15 protein-coding genes are annotated in these 17,016 nt (G+C 65.0%); 2 read left to right on the top strand and 13 right to left on the bottom strand.

The features are described from left to right. The first annotated feature begins 157 nt into the window (after positions 1–157). Positions 158–4,042 carry an Ig-like domain-containing protein gene (locus QZ408_RS14250; RefSeq protein ID WP_292492579.1) on the top strand — a complete coding sequence of 1,295 codons (3,885 nt, stop codon included), beginning with the start codon at positions 158–160 and terminating at the stop codon, positions 4,040–4,042. Between the two features lie 2 nt (positions 4,043–4,044). Here QZ408_RS14250 and QZ408_RS14245 read toward each other — a convergent pair whose 3' ends face one another. The 8 genes from QZ408_RS14245 to QZ408_RS14210 all read right to left on the bottom strand — a co-directional run bounded on the left by QZ408_RS14245 (position 4,045) and on the right by QZ408_RS14210 (position 11,834). Then, positions 4,045–4,287 (bottom strand): SPASM domain-containing protein, encoded by a 243-nt coding sequence (locus QZ408_RS14245; RefSeq protein WP_292492642.1) that lies wholly within the window; start codon positions 4,285–4,287, stop codon positions 4,045–4,047. Continuing rightward, positions 4,250–5,518, bottom strand: coding sequence for an IS200/IS605 family element RNA-guided endonuclease TnpB (gene tnpB, locus QZ408_RS14240; protein ID WP_292492576.1), 1,269 nt, complete (start codon positions 5,516–5,518; stop codon positions 4,250–4,252). Before tnpB ends, QZ408_RS14245 begins: the two co-directional genes overlap by 38 nt. Positions 5,519–5,627: 109 nt before the next feature. Beyond that, on the bottom strand, positions 5,628–6,332 hold the full coding sequence (locus QZ408_RS14235) for a radical SAM protein (protein WP_292492573.1): 705 nt from the start codon (positions 6,330–6,332) through the stop codon (positions 5,628–5,630). Positions 6,333–6,466: 134 nt separating this feature from the next. Continuing rightward, complete coding sequence (locus QZ408_RS14230; RefSeq protein ID WP_292492570.1) at positions 6,467–7,138, bottom strand: ABC transporter permease; 672 nt, start codon at positions 7,136–7,138, stop codon at positions 6,467–6,469. After that, the gene (locus QZ408_RS14225; RefSeq protein WP_292492567.1) at positions 7,128–8,066 is read right to left on the bottom strand and encodes an ABC transporter ATP-binding protein; all 939 of its coding nucleotides are present in this window, start codon (positions 8,064–8,066) and stop codon (positions 7,128–7,130) included. The genes QZ408_RS14230 and QZ408_RS14225 overlap by 11 nt, the downstream gene beginning before the upstream one ends. 7 nt (positions 8,067–8,073) lie before the next feature. Then, positions 8,074–8,274: a hypothetical protein gene (locus tag QZ408_RS14220; RefSeq protein ID WP_292492564.1), complete on the bottom strand. Its 201-nt coding sequence runs from the start codon at positions 8,272–8,274 to the stop codon at positions 8,074–8,076. Continuing rightward, a complete protein-coding gene (locus QZ408_RS14215; RefSeq protein WP_292492560.1) occupies positions 8,261–9,478 on the bottom strand; it encodes a universal stress protein in 1,218 nt (405 codons plus the stop codon). The genes QZ408_RS14220 and QZ408_RS14215 overlap by 14 nt, the downstream gene beginning before the upstream one ends. An 88-nt stretch (positions 9,479–9,566) precedes the next feature. After that, positions 9,567–11,834 carry a fasciclin domain-containing protein gene (locus QZ408_RS14210; RefSeq protein WP_292492557.1) on the bottom strand — a complete coding sequence of 756 codons (2,268 nt, stop codon included), beginning with the start codon at positions 11,832–11,834 and terminating at the stop codon, positions 9,567–9,569. A gap of 67 nt (positions 11,835–11,901) precedes the next feature. Between QZ408_RS14210 and QZ408_RS14205 the strand changes: the two genes are divergently transcribed. Then, positions 11,902–12,039 carry a hypothetical protein gene (locus QZ408_RS14205; RefSeq protein WP_292492554.1) on the top strand — a complete coding sequence of 46 codons (138 nt, stop codon included), beginning with the start codon at positions 11,902–11,904 and terminating at the stop codon, positions 12,037–12,039. 102 nt (positions 12,040–12,141) lie between these two features. Here QZ408_RS14205 and QZ408_RS14200 read toward each other — a convergent pair whose 3' ends face one another. From QZ408_RS14200 to QZ408_RS14180, 5 genes are all read right to left on the bottom strand, one after another. Next, positions 12,142–14,439: a fasciclin domain-containing protein gene (locus tag QZ408_RS14200; RefSeq protein ID WP_292492551.1), complete on the bottom strand. Its 2,298-nt coding sequence runs from the start codon at positions 14,437–14,439 to the stop codon at positions 12,142–12,144. A gap of 34 nt (positions 14,440–14,473) precedes the next feature. Continuing rightward, on the bottom strand, positions 14,474–15,907 hold the full coding sequence (locus tag QZ408_RS14960) for a cytochrome ubiquinol oxidase subunit I (RefSeq protein ID WP_365996257.1): 1,434 nt from the start codon (positions 15,905–15,907) through the stop codon (positions 14,474–14,476). A 301-nt stretch (positions 15,908–16,208) separates the two neighbouring features. Continuing rightward, entirely contained in the window at positions 16,209–16,331 is a 123-nt protein-coding gene (locus QZ408_RS14190; protein ID WP_292492545.1) for a hypothetical protein, read from the bottom strand. After that, a complete protein-coding gene (locus QZ408_RS14185) occupies positions 16,328–16,495 on the bottom strand; it encodes a hypothetical protein (RefSeq protein WP_292492542.1) in 168 nt (55 codons plus the stop codon). Before QZ408_RS14185 ends, QZ408_RS14190 begins: the two co-directional genes overlap by 4 nt. Next, on the bottom strand, positions 16,485–17,003 hold the full coding sequence (locus QZ408_RS14180; protein WP_292492539.1) for a hypothetical protein: 519 nt from the start codon (positions 17,001–17,003) through the stop codon (positions 16,485–16,487). Before QZ408_RS14180 ends, QZ408_RS14185 begins: the two co-directional genes overlap by 11 nt. Positions 17,004–17,016 lie beyond the last annotated feature (13 nt).

The raw sequence follows: 17,016 nt of genomic DNA, 5'->3' as shown, positions 1-17,016 counted from the left end.
TTCACCGGCTACCCTATGACCGGGCTTTAAATCGGATTTCGCACTCCGCCTGCCGGGTGCTCACCTGAGCACCTGCTTTAGCGAGCTCTTTGTGCATACCGGAGGGTATGTACCGCGGTCTCGCAAGGAGGGCGGAGAACACACAAGGGGGAAGAATATGGCAAAGATTACACACCTGGCACTATTGTGCGCAGTTGTCATCCTCGGCATGCTGATACCGCCGGTTATGGCGGCAGAGGCGGCGCCGGGGGAGCACCTATACCGGGGCTTTGATTATGCACAGAATCGCCCGGACATCGACGGCAACGTGATCGTCTGGGAAGACAACCGAAACGGCCAGATGGATATCTACTCCGGGACGATAGACGGATTCCGGGGCTCACTCGGCTACACCGGCGAGAGGATAACAACCGACCCTAATTCGCAGGAGAAGCCGTCCATCTCGGGAAACCACATCGTCTGGCAGGACAACCGGAGCGGAAACTGGGATATCTATCTCTATGACCGCTCCAGCAAAAATGATATACAGATTACCACCGGTCCGGGCAAACATTGGCTGCCCGCAATCTCCGGGAACTACGTTGCCTGGTACCACAAGAACAACGGCAGGACAAACATCGCCCTCTACGACATCACCGAAAAGAAGGTGATAGACGTCATCGACTGCGATGCAAGGACAACCATCCCCGGCGCATCGACTGAGTTCAAGCCTGCGCTCTCGGAGAAGTATATCGCCTGGGTGGAGGACACGGATGCGAGGATCCGGTATTACGACATCGCGGCCGGCAAAACCATAGGCCCGGTCTCCGCGAGCACGGCGGTCCAGTGCTGGCCCTCGCTCTCCGGGAGCCTCATCACCTGGGAGGACTACCGGGGCGGGGATGCCGAGATCTACATGACCGACCTCGCGGACCCGTCCAGAGAGGAGGTGAGGATCACCAGCGCCTCTAACGACCAGGTCTCGCCGGCGATCAGCGGGAGCATCGTCGCCTGGGAGGATAAGCGGGGTGCGCCGGCTGAGCCGCGGAGCATCTACCTCTACGACCTCTCCAGCAAGAAGGAGAAATACGTGTTCCTGTCTGTAGACCGGTATGATGAACACCTCTACCCTGCCATCAGCGGCAACACCATCGTCTGGCAGAGAGGCGGGAGCCCCAACTCGAACCTCTACATCTTCGTCTACGAGCCTGAAGCATCGGTCGAACCGATCGAACCGGTCGTAACAACCATCGAGGTCAAGCCGGCCAGGGTCACCCTTGAGATCGGCGAGTCCCGGGCGTTCCAGGCCGCTGTTCTCGACCAGGACGACAAGCCCATGACCGGCGTTGGGGTCGCCTGGGCAAGCAGCGACGAGACCGTCGGGACCATCGACGCAACCGGTGTCTTTACCGCGCACGCCGCGGGCACGACGACCATCACCGCAACGGCGGACGGGGTCTCCGGGACCGCGGCCGTCACGGTCACCACTGAAGAGCCGGCCCTCAAACGGATCGAGGTTACTCCGCCCACGGCCACCGTCGTGGTCGGCGAGGCCAGGGCGTTTGCCGCCGCCTGCTACGACCAGTTCGACAACCCCATGAACGGCGTTCCGGCCACCTGGACGTGCAGCGACGGGGCGGTCGGCACCATCGATGCAGGCGGGCTCTTCACCGCGAAGGCCGCGGGTTCGGCGACCATCACCGCGACGGCGGGCGGGATCTCCGCGACGGCAACCGTCACGGTCACCGCCACCGCTGAAGACCCGGTCGAACCGGTGCTCACGAGCCTGAAGGTCACGCCGCCCCGGGCCACCCTCGCAGTCGGCGACGACCAGCGGTTCATCGTGACCGCCTGCGACCAGCACGGCAACGTCATGCCTGCGGGTGATGTCGCCTGGACGAGCAGCGACGAGACCATCGGCACCATCGGTGCGGACGGCATCTTCACCGCTCTCGCCGCGGGCACGGTGACCGTCACCGCAACGGTGGGCGGCGTCGCCGCGGATGCGGCCGTCACCGTCGCCGCCGCAGAACCGGCGCTCGCAAAGATCGTGTTCGTCACGTCCGCGGTCAACCTGAACCCCGGGGACGAGTGGCAGTTTGAGGCCGTCGCGTTCAACTGCTACGGCGACTTCGTGCCGGACGCCGCGCTCACCTGGGAGAGCAGCGACCCGGCCGTCGGCACCGTCGACGAGTGCGGCCTCTTTGTCGCCCTCTGTGCAGGCACGACGACCATCACCGCATCGGGCGACTGTGCCGCCGCAACGGCGACCATCACCGTATGCTGTGACGAGCCGGTCCTCTCCCGGATCGCTGTTTCGCCGCCGGCAATCACCATGAATGCCGGCGATGAGGAGACGTTCGCCGCAACCGCCTTTGACCAGTACGGCAACGTCATGCCGGAGGTCGATATCGCCTGGGCAACCTGCGATGAGACCGTCGGCACCATCGACGCAGACGGGCACTTCATTGCCCTCGACGCGGGCACGACGACCATCACCGCAACGGCCGACGGCGTCACCGGGACGGCGGACGTGACGGTCATATGTGCAGCCCCGGGAGTCGTCGTCTCCCCGCCGGCGGTCACCCTGGACGAGGGGGAGACCCGGCTCTTCACCGCGACCCTCGTTGACCCGGAGGGCAGCAGCGCTCTGCCCAGAACGGTCGTCTGGTCGTGCGACGACGAAACCGTCGGCACGATCGACGAAGACGGGCTCTTTGTCGCTCTCTGCGAAGGCACCGTAACCGTCACCGCGACGGTCGGCGGGTCCGACGAGATCGTGGCCACCCAGGTCGATGGGATCGAAGAGACCGGGACCGCGGTCGTGACGGTCCGGTCGGCATGCCCGGTCCCGGCGCGGATCGCGCTCAGCCCGTCCGACTTCACCATCGCCATCGGGAACAGCCTCCAGCTCACCGAGACCGTGTACGACCAGTACGGCTGCGTCATGCCGGACGCCGTGGTGGTCTGGGAGAGCAGCGACCCGCAAATCGGTTACATCGGCCCGTGCGGTCTCTTTGGCCCCAACGAGGCCGGTGAGGTGATCGTCACCGCATCGGTGGACGGGATATCGGGCTCTGCCTGCGTAACCGTCGGCCCACCGCTCCCGTCCCCGGCCCGCGTCGAGGTCGACCCCGCGACGACCGCGCTTGCGCCCTGGGAGATACAGGAATTCGTCGCCACGGTCTATGACTCGTGCGACAACGAGCTGGACTGGGTCAGGGTTGCCTGGTTATGCTCTGATTCGGCCGTCGGCACCATCGACAGAGCCGGGCTCTTTGCGGCGTTTGCAGAAGGTTCTGCAGAAGTGAAAGCCCTGGCTGGCGACGTAGAGGGGACCGCGGCGGTCACCGTCACCACTGCACCGGCCTCTGACGACCCCGGGAACAACGACGGGTCGACAGGTTCCGGCTGGAGCGACAGCGGCGGCGACAGCGGCCCCACCTTCGATGCCGGGATGTGTGAGAACCTGATGCGCGGCGAGACGTTCACGTACTCGGGCATCACCACCTCATCGGTCGGCAGCGTTGCCGTCACGGCAGCAAACACCATCCCGAAACTGATGGTGACCGTGAAGGAGACAAAACCGTCCGCTGCGACGGCGCCTCCCACCGGCGACGTCTACGAGTACGTCGAGATCAACCTCTACTGGGCAAACCCGAACGATGTCGAGAACGCGGCGATCGTCTTCACCATCCCCGCCGACTGGCTCCACGAACACGGCATGGCCCCAGAGGACGTCAGGCTGATGCGCTGTGTCGGCGGCGCCTGGCAGTCGCTGGAGACCGAGGTCGTCGGTGAGGAGAACGGGTTGTACCGCTTCCGGGCGACCACCGCCGGGTTCTCCACGTTTGCCATCGCCGCGGCAGCGGAGAACGCGACCACAGCCGGGGAGACAAATGTCACAACCGGGGGCGAAACGAACGCCACAGCAAATGTGACAACCGTGGTGACGACGGAGGCGACCACCGTGCCGGCAACGACGACTGCGGCACCGCTCGTCTACGCGCCCCTCCTCGCCCCGCTCGCCTTCCTCCTCTGGAGAAGAAAGAACAACCACTAACCCTACTTTTTTTGATGCTCCACGAGCGACTCCCAGTAGTCGCGGTTGTTGATGCACCCGGGGTCCGGCGCATGGATATCCCCGAAGTATGCCCACCCGCGGGCCCTGCACCCGCCGCAGATATACTTGTTACCGCAACCGGCGCATGCCCCCGAGAGCAGGCTCCGGTCCCGCAGCCTCTGCAGCACCTCCGAGGAGTGCCAGATCTCAAGAAACGGCGTATCCCGGACGTTTCCGACGGTGATCGGCAGAAAGACGCAGGGCTGGACGTCCCCTTCGGGCTCGATGCTGCAGTGAACTACCCCCCGCTTGCGCAGGGGGTTTCCCGGCTATCATCCCCCTCCCCAGCGGGAGCGGGTCCACAGGCTCTTCGGCACGTTCCGCGCCTGCAAGTGCGAATTGTTTGATATTGGTCGCGGCGTTCAGGTCCCGGTCGTGGGTCGTCCCGCAGTCCGGGCACGTCCATTCCCGGTCCTTCAGCGTCAGATCGGCCTTCCGGTAGCCGCAGACCGAGCAGGTCTTCGAGGACGGTTCGAAGACCCCAATCTTCAGCAGGGGTTTGCCCGCCTCCTGGCACTTGTACGCCAGCATCGCAAGGAACGTCCCCCACCCGGCATCGCTGATCGATCTCGCAAGAGCGTGGTTCTTCACCATGCCGTCCACGTTCAGGGACTCCACAGCCAGTGCTTGGTTTTCGCGGACCAGTCGAGAAGAGAGCTGGTGCTGGAAGTCCTGCCGTTGGTCGGCAATCGTCTGGTGACACCGGGCGACCTTGAGCCGGGCTTTGTTCCGGTTCTTCGACCCCTTCTGCTTGCGGGCGAGCCGCCGCTGGAGCACGGCTAGCCGCTGCTGGGCGTTCCGGAGGTGTCGTGGGTTTTCCACCTTCTCCCCGGTCGAGAGAACAGCGTAGTGCGCAAGCCCCAGGTCGATCCCGACCGTCTGATCCGGGACCGGATCGGCGGGTTTCGGCGGCTTTTGGCCATCCTCGACTACGACGCTGAGGAAATACCGGCCGGTCGATCTGCGGATCACCGTCGCGGACTTCATCGCCCCCGCGAAGGTGCGGTGATACTTGGCCTTGATCGCACCGATCTTCGGGAGCTTCACCGTCCCTTGCTTGAAGCCCACGGTGTAGGATTGTGGCACCGTGAACGCCTGCTCGGGGGCATGCTTCGCCTTGAAGGTCGGTGCTTCAGCACGACCCTCAAAGAAATTTTTGAACGCGCGGAAAAGGTGGTGGATCGATTGCTGCAGCGACTGGGCGTTGACCTCCTTGAGCCACGGCAACTCCGCTTTGAGCGCTGGGAGCTGCTTCATGAGGCCGTACCTGGAGAGGCTGATGCCCTCGTCGTGATACGCCTGATTCTTGCGGGCAAGCGCCCAGTTGTACACAAACCGGCAGCACCCGAGGTGCTGGGCGATCAGGGTCTTCTGATCCTCGGTCGGATACAGCCGGTACCGGTACCTCCGCAGCATACGATAGAATCGTGTTAACCCTCCTCCTGCATAAATAATAGCCGTGCGGGGTGAAAGTGAAGAAGGGGCGCCGCTCTCACCTCCCCCCGTGCGAAGGGAGCCCTCGCGCTCATGCCCCGCGAACCCCGCAGAGGTAGATCTCCCCCGCACCGCACCCGCCGACTTCATCGGCAAGGAGTCCGGTCTTCCCCTCTATCGCCTCCCCGGCGTAGAAGTGCCCGACGGGAACCCCTCCCTCATCGGCAAGCGCCACGGGTGCGACCTGCGGGGCGGTGCTGAGCGCCTCTTTCCGCATCAGGGGCTCCCCTCCCGAGAAGGCGATGACCACCACGCCGGCATCCGCAAGCTCCTCGACGAGGCGTTTTGCCTCGTCGGTATCGAGTTCGTGGGGGAGGACCTTCTGCGCATCCGGGTAGCAGTGGGCGCAGCGGAGGTTGCAGCGGTGGGTGAAGTCCCAGACCACCATAAAGGGAGCGTTCACGACCTGGGGCATGGTGATGCCGTAGCGGGCGATCCCCTCAAGCACGTTCTGTAACCCCCGCAGAAAGACCGTCTCCGTAAGGCCCCTCCTGATATCGTCCTCGCTCACCCTGAAGAGGTCGCTGCTCCGGCGGAGGGTATGCCCCACCATGCGGCCCGCAAGCCTGCACTTCCAGCAGAGATCGTCGGCCGGGTCCGGGTGGTAGCGGATCGCGTTCTCGAGCCGGTTCCCACAATCGTCGTCCCGGATGACGAACTGGAGGAGAACACGGGCAACCGGGTTCCCGAGCCGCCGCCGGACCGCCGGGAGCGCGTGAATACGATCGTCTGCCATTGCCGGATCATCTCCCCTGCACCCCCGGGACGGCAATACCCGGGGGTGGTCCGGATCCTCCCGGTGGTCGAGAAGGCTTAATGGTTGCCCTCCTCCCGGGCATGTGTTCATGCCCGCCCGGACCTTCGGTCCTCTCACCCTCCGGTTCTCCCAAACAGCCACGGCGAAACCGTGAGCACGGACCCGAGGAGGAGAGCGGCGAGAACCGGGGCGAGGGCGAATGCCCCGGGGGTGGTGAGGAGCGCCGCGTAGAGGTACCAGAACGGGAGGAGCCCCTGCGTGTACGGGGCGGGCGCGATGAGCCCGGAGAAGGCGATGGCGGCCATGACCGTAACAATCGCGTAGAGGTGCCCCTCGCCGGACGAGCCCGGGACAGCCGCCGCCAGAACGCCGAGGGCGTTCGCCGCAACCACGGCGGAGGCGAACGATACAGCCGCATAAACTACCCCCGCCGGGGCCGGCGGGTGGACGAGCAGGAAGACGGCGAGGGGGACGGCGACCTGCGCCAGATCAAGGAGGGCGTTTGCGAAGACGTACCCGGCGGTCAGCCGGCGGGGGGAGACGGGCAGCATGGCCATCCGTTCCAGCATACCGCTCTCGCGGAGGCGGACGAGCCCGATCGACGACCCAAAAACCCCGGAGAAGACCACGGCGACCGTGATGCCGGCGGCCTGCAGGGATACGGGCACATCGGCGAGTATGAGGGGGAGCAGGAGCGCCGCCGGTAGGGCGAACTTCAGGATGAGCCCCCGGCGGTCCCGGAGGTCCTCAAGGAGTTCCTTCTGGAAGAACGAGTCAGGGCGCACCCGGTTCCTCTCCCGTATACGCGAGAAAGACGTCCGGGAGCCCCGGAGCCCGCAGGTCGGCGCCCACGACCACCCCGCCCTCTCCCGCCACCGCGTGGACGATCCGGGCGAGGAGGGACGAGGGGCCGGACTCATCCGGCGCGGCTACCACCGTCACGCAAAACCCGTCCTCCCGCTCCTGTGCGCCCACGCCCTCGACGCCGGGGACCTCGCTGAGCGGCCGGGGATCGACCGGCCCCTTCAGTCGGAGTTCGATCGTCACCCTCGCACCGAGCGACCGGACGAGCGCGGACGGCTCCCCTGAGACGAGGAGGCGGCCCCGGTCGAGGAGGGCGACACGGTGGGCGAGGCCTGCCGCCTCGTTCACGTCGTTTGTGGAGAAGACGACCGCGGCACCCCGCCGGGCCGCCGCGCGGAGGAGCCCGGCAAGGGTGATCCGCGCCCGGTAGTCCAGGCCGATCGAGGGTTCGTCCAGCAGGATGAGGGAGGGTTCGTGCGCCAGGGCCTCGATGAGCCCGAGTTTCCGCCGCATCCCATAGGAGTATGTAGAGACCGGGTCGCCCCACCGCTCCAAAAGATCGAAGAGTCCGAAGAGGGATTCAAGCCGCTCACGCGCCGCCGCCGGGTCCATGCCGTAGGAACGGGCGAAGAACCAGGCGTTCTCGTAGCCGGTGAGCGTCTCCCAGTGGGCGGTATGGTCAAAGAGCATCCCGGTGCGGCGCATCATCGCACGCCCGTTCGCCGGGAGCGTAACGGTCCCTTCGTCGGGCGGGGTGAGGCGGGCGATGACCTTCAACAGGGTGGACTTCCCCGACCCGTTGGGCCCGAGGAGACCGAGGATCTCCCCTTCCCCTACGTCGAGCGTGACCCTGTCGAGCGCCCGGACGGAGCCGAACCGTTTCTCCACGTCCCGCAGGGCGACAACCATTCCGTCATCACCGGAACTCAAGGAGGGTGGACCGGGTGACCCGCACCGCCCCCTCGGGGATGGTCTCCGCGACCTCGTAGACGAGGACCCGGTCGCCCGGGCGGACGGTCTGCCCCACGATCTTCCCCCGCAGGATATGCCGGTGAAAGTCCGGGGCAAACCTCTTTGTCCGGGCAAAGACGACCACCCGGGCATCAGGGACCTGCACCCTGATCGCCCCCCATCCCTGATCGCCGGGCCACGTCCCGGACGGTGCTCTCCGTGACCCGGGAGAGGCCCCCCTCCCGGGCATGCTCTTCGACCGCCACTCGCGCCATCCTCCGCGCAAACGGCGGCACCCGCGAGAGGAGGGCCTCCGCCTCCGGCGTCCAGGGTATCGCGTCGATAGGGAGATCCGGCACTGCGACCGGGGTCTCCGGCGGCGCGACGACGAGGACGTTTGTGGTACTCATCCGGGCAAGGCTCAGGGTGTTCGACCCGATCAGCGACTCCTCCTCCCGGTGCAACCCGTAGCGCCCGAGGACGAGGAGCCCCGCCCCCCTGACTGCGGCATAGTGGTGCACCTGCGGGCAGACCCTGCCGGCGACGACAGCCGTATGGACGCGGGCGCCCAGGGTTCGCGCGAGGGCCGCCCCGCGTTCCAGGTTCCGCCGGTAGAGGTGCTCAAGGCCCCGGTCGATGATCTCATCGTGGAGGCGCTCCTGAGCCGGGAAGTTGAACCGGCGCTGAGCCTCCTCCGGCAGGACACCGGCGATGACCGGGAAGACGGCGGTATGGAAGAACGGGTCGTAGACGGCCACCGCCTCAAGCGGCGCGTCGAAGGCGGCGGCGATGGCGGCCGCACGGTGCAGGGCCGCGTAACTTGCGTCGCTCCCGTCCACGCCCACGACGACCGGCCGGTCCTTCAGGTCCCACGGCCGCCGCACCAGCAGGAGATCCCTCGTGCCGGCATGCAGGAGCACCCGTTCGGCCAGGCTCCCGAGGGGCACCTCCGGCGTCTGCCCGTGCCCGGTCGCGCCGAGCACCGTAAGATCCGGCCGATGCTCCTGGATGAGGCGGAGGACCTCGACGTATCCCCTTCCTTCGGTCGTGACCGGTTCGAAGGGGACGCCCCGTCCTGCGGCCTTCGCCGCCAGCGGCGCGAGGTAGGCATCCGATATGAGCGCCATACCCCCGGATATCAGGTCGTCGTGCGTCGCCCGCAGAGAACCGAGCCGTTCCTCTTCCTGGTAGCGCTCCGGGAGGCCGGGTTCCATATCCTCAAAACGTTGCCGGTGCATCCGGGCGGCATACACATGGCAGCCGGTGCACCTGCCCCTGCCGGTGGCCGCGGCAAAAGCCAGGGCCGCTTCCCCCGCAAGGTCGGAGCAGGGGGAACCGTCCACACCTACGAAGATCTGCTGGTACATCATGCACACCCGTCATCCGGGATGACAGGGGTAAGAGCGGCACAAAAGGCATAAATGCTTCGGGTAAGGCCGGTTTTGTAGGGAGCGCGGATCAGGCCTCTGGCGGGATGAGGACAGTATCGATACCCTGGATAACGCCGTTGTCGGCCATGAGGTCGGGGATCGCGACCGTGGCGTTGTTCACCATGACAACCGCGCCGGTAGCGTTCACGGTAAGGTTCCCGCCCTGCAGGGTCTGGAGCGTCGGGACGTTCGAAAGATCAGCGAGCGTGTAGGAACCGTTCACGATATGGTAGAGCACGACCTCCGTGCTGTTCGCAGAACCGTTCAGGATCGGCTCGCGCAGATCGGGATCCATCCGGGCAAATGCGGCATCGGTCGGGGCAAACACCGTATACGGCCCCGGACCCTCAAGCGTGGCGGCGACGCCCGTCGACTGAAGGAGGCCCGTAAACAGGGTGAAGTTCCCGAACGCGGGGCTCTCCTCGAGAGGGATGCTGGTCTCGGTCGACAAAAGGACCTCCATGATGTTCCCGGCGGGGTCCGGTGAGGAGAGGAAGGAGGGGAGGGTCGCACCCGCTCCCATTCCCCCTCCTGCGGCCATGGTGCCGGTCTGGTTCTCTGTCATGTTCTGGGTCTGGTTCCCCGCTGCGGTCTGCGTGACTGTGGGCGTCGCCGTCGCCGGGGCCGGAGTGACGGCGGTGGGCGGCACGATCTTCCAGAGTTTGCCGGTGCTGGTGGATGGATCGGGCCCTCCCACGTCGTTTGTCAGCACGTACATGTCCCGGTTGGTGTCCTCGCCGAACCCGCGCAGGAACGCGCCCAGGGTCTCGTTATTCCGGGCGATGATGTTGACCGTCTGGACGTCCCACATGGCGTTCTCTTCCGGCGTCAGGCTCGCGGCGGTCTCTGGCAGCGCCCCCTCGGCCCACCCAGTCGGGGGTGTAGCGGCGAGGATGGTGCCGTTCCCCACAGTCCGGCTGTCGCTCCAGTAGCCGAAGAGGTACCTGCCATCAAGCCCGGTGACGGTGGTCCCGCGGTAGACGTTGCCGCCGACGACGACGAGGCCGAGGTCATGGCCGCCCTCGAAGATGGGGCCGATCAGCGGCTCGCCCTGGAGTCCGGTGATGGTGCAGGACTTCCCGGGGGCCGTGGTGGCGTTCGGGTCGAAGCAGTGGGTGCCCTCGCGGATATGCCAGCCGTAGTTCCCGCCGTTCAAGGCGATGTCCACCTCCTCAAAGAGGTTCTGGCCTGCCTCGCCGATGAAGAGCGCGTTGCTGCCGCCGGAGTCAAAGGCCATGTAGGCGGGGTTCCGGAACCCGTAGGCGTAGATCTCGGGCGGAACGGAGGTGTAGGCATAGGTGTCGAGGATCTTGGGCTGGGTCCCCACGAACGGGTTGTCGGGCGGTATGCCGTAGAGGCTGCCGGCAAACGTCGTCCACGTCGGCTCGGGCGGGTTCTCGGTCCGGTTGACGCTCATGTTCCCGGTCGCGGTCATCGTTGCAGTCGCATTCTGCTGGGGCATGCCCCCGGCGGTGACGGTATCCACGTCGATCCTGAGGATCTTACCGTAGATCTTCGTGAGGTCCTGCGCGTTCCCGATGCCGGGGGTATGCCCGTTCCCGACGTCGTTCGCCTTCCCGCCGTCCCCGAGCGATATGTAGAGGTAACCGTCGGCGGGGCCGAAAGCGAGCTGGCCGCCGTTGTGGTTCTGGTAGGGCTTGTCGATGTACATCAGGACCTTCTCAGAGGAGACGTTCACCGCATTCGGGTTTTCGGGGTCGACCTGGAACTCGGAGATGTGGTTCGTGCAGCTCCATCCCTCGGGGGCCTCGGGCCTTAGAGGTGCGCTGTAGAACGCGTAGACCTTGCCGTTGGTCCGGTAATCAGGGTGGAACGCGATGGAGAGCAGGCCGCGCTCGTCGTAGGTCGGGCTGAGGTCTGCAAGGTTGCCCCGGAGGTCCAGGTACGGCTCGGAGAGCGTGGTTCCGTTCGGATCGACGATCCACACCACACCGATCTGGTCCACGACGAAGAGCCTTCCCGTCCCGTCGTCGGGCGACGTGACCATCATGGGCGAGGTGAAGTTCTGCGCGACGAGCTCAAGGCCAATATCGGCTGTAAAACTCGGGATGGGTGCCAGGTTCGTCCGGGACGCGTTGTTCTCGAACGTCGCGGCAAACGTGGACGCGGCATTGGTGAGGTCCGTTGCGTTGCCGGTGACGTTCTGCATACTTCCTGTCGTCTGGTTTGAACTCTCGTTGGTGCCGCTGGTGTTGCTCACTCCCACCTGTGCGCCCGCACCCGCGATGAGTGCGAGGACGAGGAGGGATGCTATGACAAGGGTAACTTTTGTCATGCGGGTCCGGAGATGATACGAGAATAGATAATGGTTATGCCGGATCACCCGACGTTATCCCGGGCATATGGGGACGGGATTTGGGGAGCGCGGTCACTCTGCCGGGGATTTCCGCCCTGCCGGTCAGACGGATCCTTCGTCCGCCGGGTGGTATGCCGTCACCTTCGCGACGCACCCGAAGACCACCCACGACATGTCGCGTTGACCGCGGCGGATACGGCGCCGGGAAGCAAGAATAGCCCGACGGCAAGGGCGATCCACGTTCTGGCGACCCTCGGTTGTGGGAAGGGAGTACCTTGCGGTGCGGTCAGGAGAGGTTTGCTGCCCCGTCTGTACCGCTCGGGAGCAGTACCCGGTCGATACCCTGGATGACTCCGTTTTTAGCGACGAGGTCGGGGATGATGATCGTGGCGTTGTCAACCCGGATCTCGCCGCCGGTTGCATTCACGGTGAGGTTGCTCCCCGCAAGGGTGACGAGCGTGGTCGCGTTCTGGAGGGCGCTCTCAGTGTACGATCCCGGCACGATATGGTTCAGGGCGATCGCGGTGCGGTTGACCGTCCCGGCCTGACCCGGCTGGCTGCCCGCCGTCCCGAGCAGAGCACTCCGCTCGCCGGGGGGGAGGTCTGCGAACGCCCCGTCGGTCGGGGCAAAGACGGTGTACGACTCGTTGCTCTGGAGGAGCCGGTTCACCCCCGTCGTCTGGAGGAGATCGATGAAGATCGTGAAGTTGCCGTAGACGGGTGTCTCCTCGAAGGGAATGGCCCCCTCGGTCGCCTGGAGGAGATCCCAGACGGTCCGGTTCTGGGCGGGCGGCTGGAGGAGACCCCCGATCTGGCTATAATCGGGCGCCCCGGCAGAATAGGAGGAGGGGGTGGTCCCCGCTCCAGTTGTCACTGTGGTCGCCGTTGCGTTTCCGGTCGTCGCATTCTGCGGCGGCACGAACTTCCAGAGGCTGCCGGTCTGTGTGGAGTTGTCAGGACCGCCGACGGTGTTGGTCAGCAGGTAGAGCTCGTTATCGCTGCCCTGGTTGATCGAGCGGACGAACAGGCCCAGATCCGAACTTTCGTTGTTGGGCATGCCGACAACGTTCAGCTTCTGGAGAGTCCACATGGCGTTCTCCTCCGGTGTGAGGTCCTTCGCCGAGGCAGGAAGCATACTCTCGTTCCAGCCGCTCGGGGGCGTGGCCACAAAGAGCGTGCCGTTGGGCGTCACATAGTTGTTGGGTGAGCTCCAGGAGCCGAAGACGTACTTCCCCGTGAAGTCCGGCAGCTCGGTGCCGCGGTAGACCTGTCCGCCGACGATCACGTTGCCGACGTCATGCCCGAACTCGACGATGGGGCCGATCAGGGGTTCGCCCTGGAGTCCAGTGATGCTGCAGGACTTCCCGGGGGCCGTGGTGGCGTTCGGGTCGAAGCAGTGGGTGCCTTCGCGGATGTTCCAGCCGTAGTTCCCGCCATTCACAACAACTAAGACGGACTCAAAGAGGTTCTGGCCCGCCATCGAGATGAAGAGCGCGTTGCTGCCGCCGGAGTCAAAGGACATGTAGGCGGGGTTGCGGAACCCGTAGGCGTAGATTTCGGGCGGAACGGAGGTGTAGGCATAGGTGTCGAGGATCCTGGGCTGGGTCCCCACGAACGGGTTGTCGGGCGGTATACCGTAGAGGCTGCCGGCAAACGTCGTCCACGTCGGCTCGGGCGGGTTCTCGGTCCGGTTGACGCTCATGTTCCCGGTCGCGGTCATCGTTGCGGTCGCATTCTGCTGGGGCATGCCCCCGGTGGTGCTGTCCACGTCGATCCTGAGGATCTTGCCGTAGATCTTCGTGAGGTCCTGGGCGTTCCCGATACCGGGGGTATGCCCGTTCCCGACGTCGTCCGCCTTCCCGATGTCACCGACCGATATGTAGAGGTAGCCGTCGGCGGGGCCGAAGGCAAGCTGGCCGCCGTTGTGGTTCTCGTACGACTTGTCGATGTACATCAGGACTTTCTCGGATGAGGTGTTCACCGCATTCGGGTTCTCGGGGTCGACCTGGAACTCGGAGATGTGGTTGGTGCAGCTCCATCCCTCGGGGGCCTCGGGCCTTAGAGGTGCGCTGTAGAACGCGTAGACCTTACCGTTGGTCTGGTAATCGGGGTGGAACGCGATGGAGAGCAGGCCGCGCTCGTCGTACCTCGGGGTGAGGTTTGCCATCTTATCCCGGAGGTCCAGGAACGGTTCCGTGGCGACGGTCCCGTTCGCGTCGACGATCTTCACCACGCCGATCTGGTCCACGACAAAGAGCCGGCCGGTCTCATCACCCGGCGCCGTTGTAACCATCATCGGCGCGGTGGTGAAGTTCTGCGCGACAAGTTTCAGGCTCACGTTCGGAACGAATCCGGGGACTTCCCCGAACGTCGTTACCGTGGTGTTGTTCTCGAACTTCACTGCCTGCGGGGCACCCGCATTGGTGAGATCCGTTGCGTTGCCGGTGACGTTCTGCATACTTCCTGTCGTCTGGTTTGAACTCTCGTTGGTGCCGCTGGTGTTGCTCAATCCCACCTGTGCGCCCGCGCCCGCGACGAGTGCGAGGACGAGGAGGGATGCTATGACAAGGGTAACTTTTGTCATGCGGGTCCGGAGATGACACGAGAACAGATAATGGTTATGTCGGATCACCTGACATCATCCCGGGCATAGGGGGACGAGATTTGCGGAATGCGGTCATCCTGCCGGGAATTTCCGCCCTATCGGTCAGACGGATCCTTCGTCCGTCGGGTGGTATGCCGTCACCTTCGCGACGTACCAGAAGACCACCCACGAGAGCGCGAGCACGATCACCCAGACCGTGGCGATCGCCGGCAGGGGGAGGGGGGTCGCGTAGGCCTGACCGCCCGGGACGGGGATGATCTGGTAGAAGGTCCAGGGTGCGCGTGCCGACTCCCGCACGAACCCCATGACGTTCACGATCGCCGTCCCGAGGATACCGGCCGCGAAGGCGGCGACGATCGAGCCCCGGGTGAGGTATCCCCACTGCCCTTCCTTCTCCTCGCTCGTCAGGACGATGACGTCGAGCATGACGATCGCGGCACCGATCGCCGCCATCACGAAGAGGGCGACGTACTTCAGCGGCATCCCGCCAAGCGGGTTGATCCAGGCCCCGGGGTCGTCGATGAAGAGCGTCCCGAGCCAGGCCGGCTGGACGAGGATGAACCCGGCGACGGCGGTCAGCACCAGGAACCCTTTGAAGATCGTCCGGATGGTGCGGTTCTCGGGCCGGGAGAGGAGCTGGTCCCGCCGGGTGAGGAAGTAGGTCCCGATGGTCAGAAAGAGGCCGGCAAGAAGCGTCACCATCATGAGCATCGCCCAGGCCCGGGGGCCGTGCATGATCATCATGAAGGCGGAGGGCGCGTTCTTCTGGATGGCGGTCATGTAGAGCTGCCCGAGGATCGGCTGCATGATCAGCCCCGCAAGCCCCCAGGCGATCCCGTAGGCCGCCACCCAGTCCCACTGCTTCTTGGCGGCGAAGTCTTTCTGGTCGATGTAGTGGATGGTCGCAAGCGTCGTGATCAGGAACCCGAAAGAAGGCGATGGCGGCGGCGACCCGGTGGAAGGTGAGTTCCCAGAGGGTCGGGTTGAACCAGAGCGCCATCGCCTGGTCAAGCGTCATCGGGAGCAATCCTGCCCCGGTGAAGGAGAACGACTTAACACCCGGCGTCAGCATACCGGCGGCAAGCGTATCGATGGTGACGGTCTGGATAAAGACGCTGACCGCGTAGCCGAACCCGATCGCGAGATGCACGCCCGGCCTGATCCGGTCCCAGGCGAACCAGAAGGTGAAGAGCAAGATGATGACGACCCCGTAGAGGAGGAAGTACGCGAAGATCGGCCACCAATAGAGATGAAAGACGTTCATGGAGAGGTCAGGGAAGAGCGCGATGAGGGCCATCATCCCGCCGGCTGCAAACGTCGACCCCGCCGAGAAGAGGATGAGAGTAAAGAGCGTGAGCGACCGGGCCAGGTTCTTGTAGCGCATGCGCTGGTAACGGAAGTAGAGGAGCGTCGTGACCGCGATGACCCAGGCGCCCCCGACGTGCAGGTTCGCAAAGACGATATGGATCAGCATGGTGAATGCGATGACGGCGGAGCGGCCCATGTTGCCGATATCGACGTCCTGAACCGGGATACCGGACGTGGCGTAGTGGGCGGTGCTCTCGCTGAGATTGCTCGCAAGGATGTCTGTCGAGGGTATCGCCCCACCCTGGAGCGGGACGATGACAACCGAGAGGAAGATGAGGTAGGCCACGATCGCTATGATGACCGCGGATATGAGGGAGAGCCTTCTTCCGGACCCCTCTTCCGCCACCCTTGTTTCTCGTGCAACCATTCCTGTACCTCCTCTAAATCGGCGGGGGAAGTTTCGTGAACCCGAAGTGCCAGAAGACGTAGATCGCGATCCCGATGTAGACCGCGATCGCGACCCACATGATGTAGGTCAGCGCCCGGTCCCGTCTCCGGTTCATACCTCCTCCTCCCGCTCCGGGTGGTAGGACGTCACCCTTGACGTGAACCAGAAGACCGCAAAGACCAGGGCGAGGATGATCAGCCAGAGCGCGAAGATCTGGTAGGCCGGCACCGGCGTCGGGTAGGTCTGTCCCCCGGGCACGGGGACGATCTTATAGAACAACCACGGGGAGCGCGCCGACTCCCGGACATATCCCCATGACGATGACGATCCAGGAGCCGAGCACGCCTGCAATGAGCGCCGCCATCCGCGACGCCCGGGAGAGGTTGCCCCACTCCTCGTCCCGGCGCCCGCGGAGCACCAGGAGGTCGATGCCGATGATGGCGGCGCCGATGGTTATCAGGACGAGGAGGGCGATGTGCTTGTAGTACATGAGCCCAAGCGGGTTAGACCATGCCCCGGGGTCGAACTGCATGATCCCCCCAAGCCACGCCGGCTGGACGAGGACGAGCCCCGCCGCCCCGGCGATGACGGCGAACGCCCGGAAGAGGTTCCTGATGCCGTGCCGCCCGAGCCGGACGAGGAGACGCTCTCGCCGCTCGATGAAGTAGACCGAGACGGTGACGATGAGGAGCGAGAGCAGGCCGACCATCATGAGCATCTCCCACGCCCGCGGCCCGGTCATGATGTTGGTGAAGGCCTGGTTCTGGTGTGTGAATATGGAGTACATATACCACAGGCCG

The sequence above is a fragment of the Methanoculleus sp. 10 genome, from assembly GCF_913757945.1.
Classification (GTDB): Archaea; Halobacteriota; Methanomicrobia; order Methanomicrobiales; family Methanoculleaceae; genus Methanoculleus.
The sequence above is the reverse complement of the archived record's forward strand: the minus strand, read 5'-3'. Positions and strand labels throughout refer to the sequence as shown.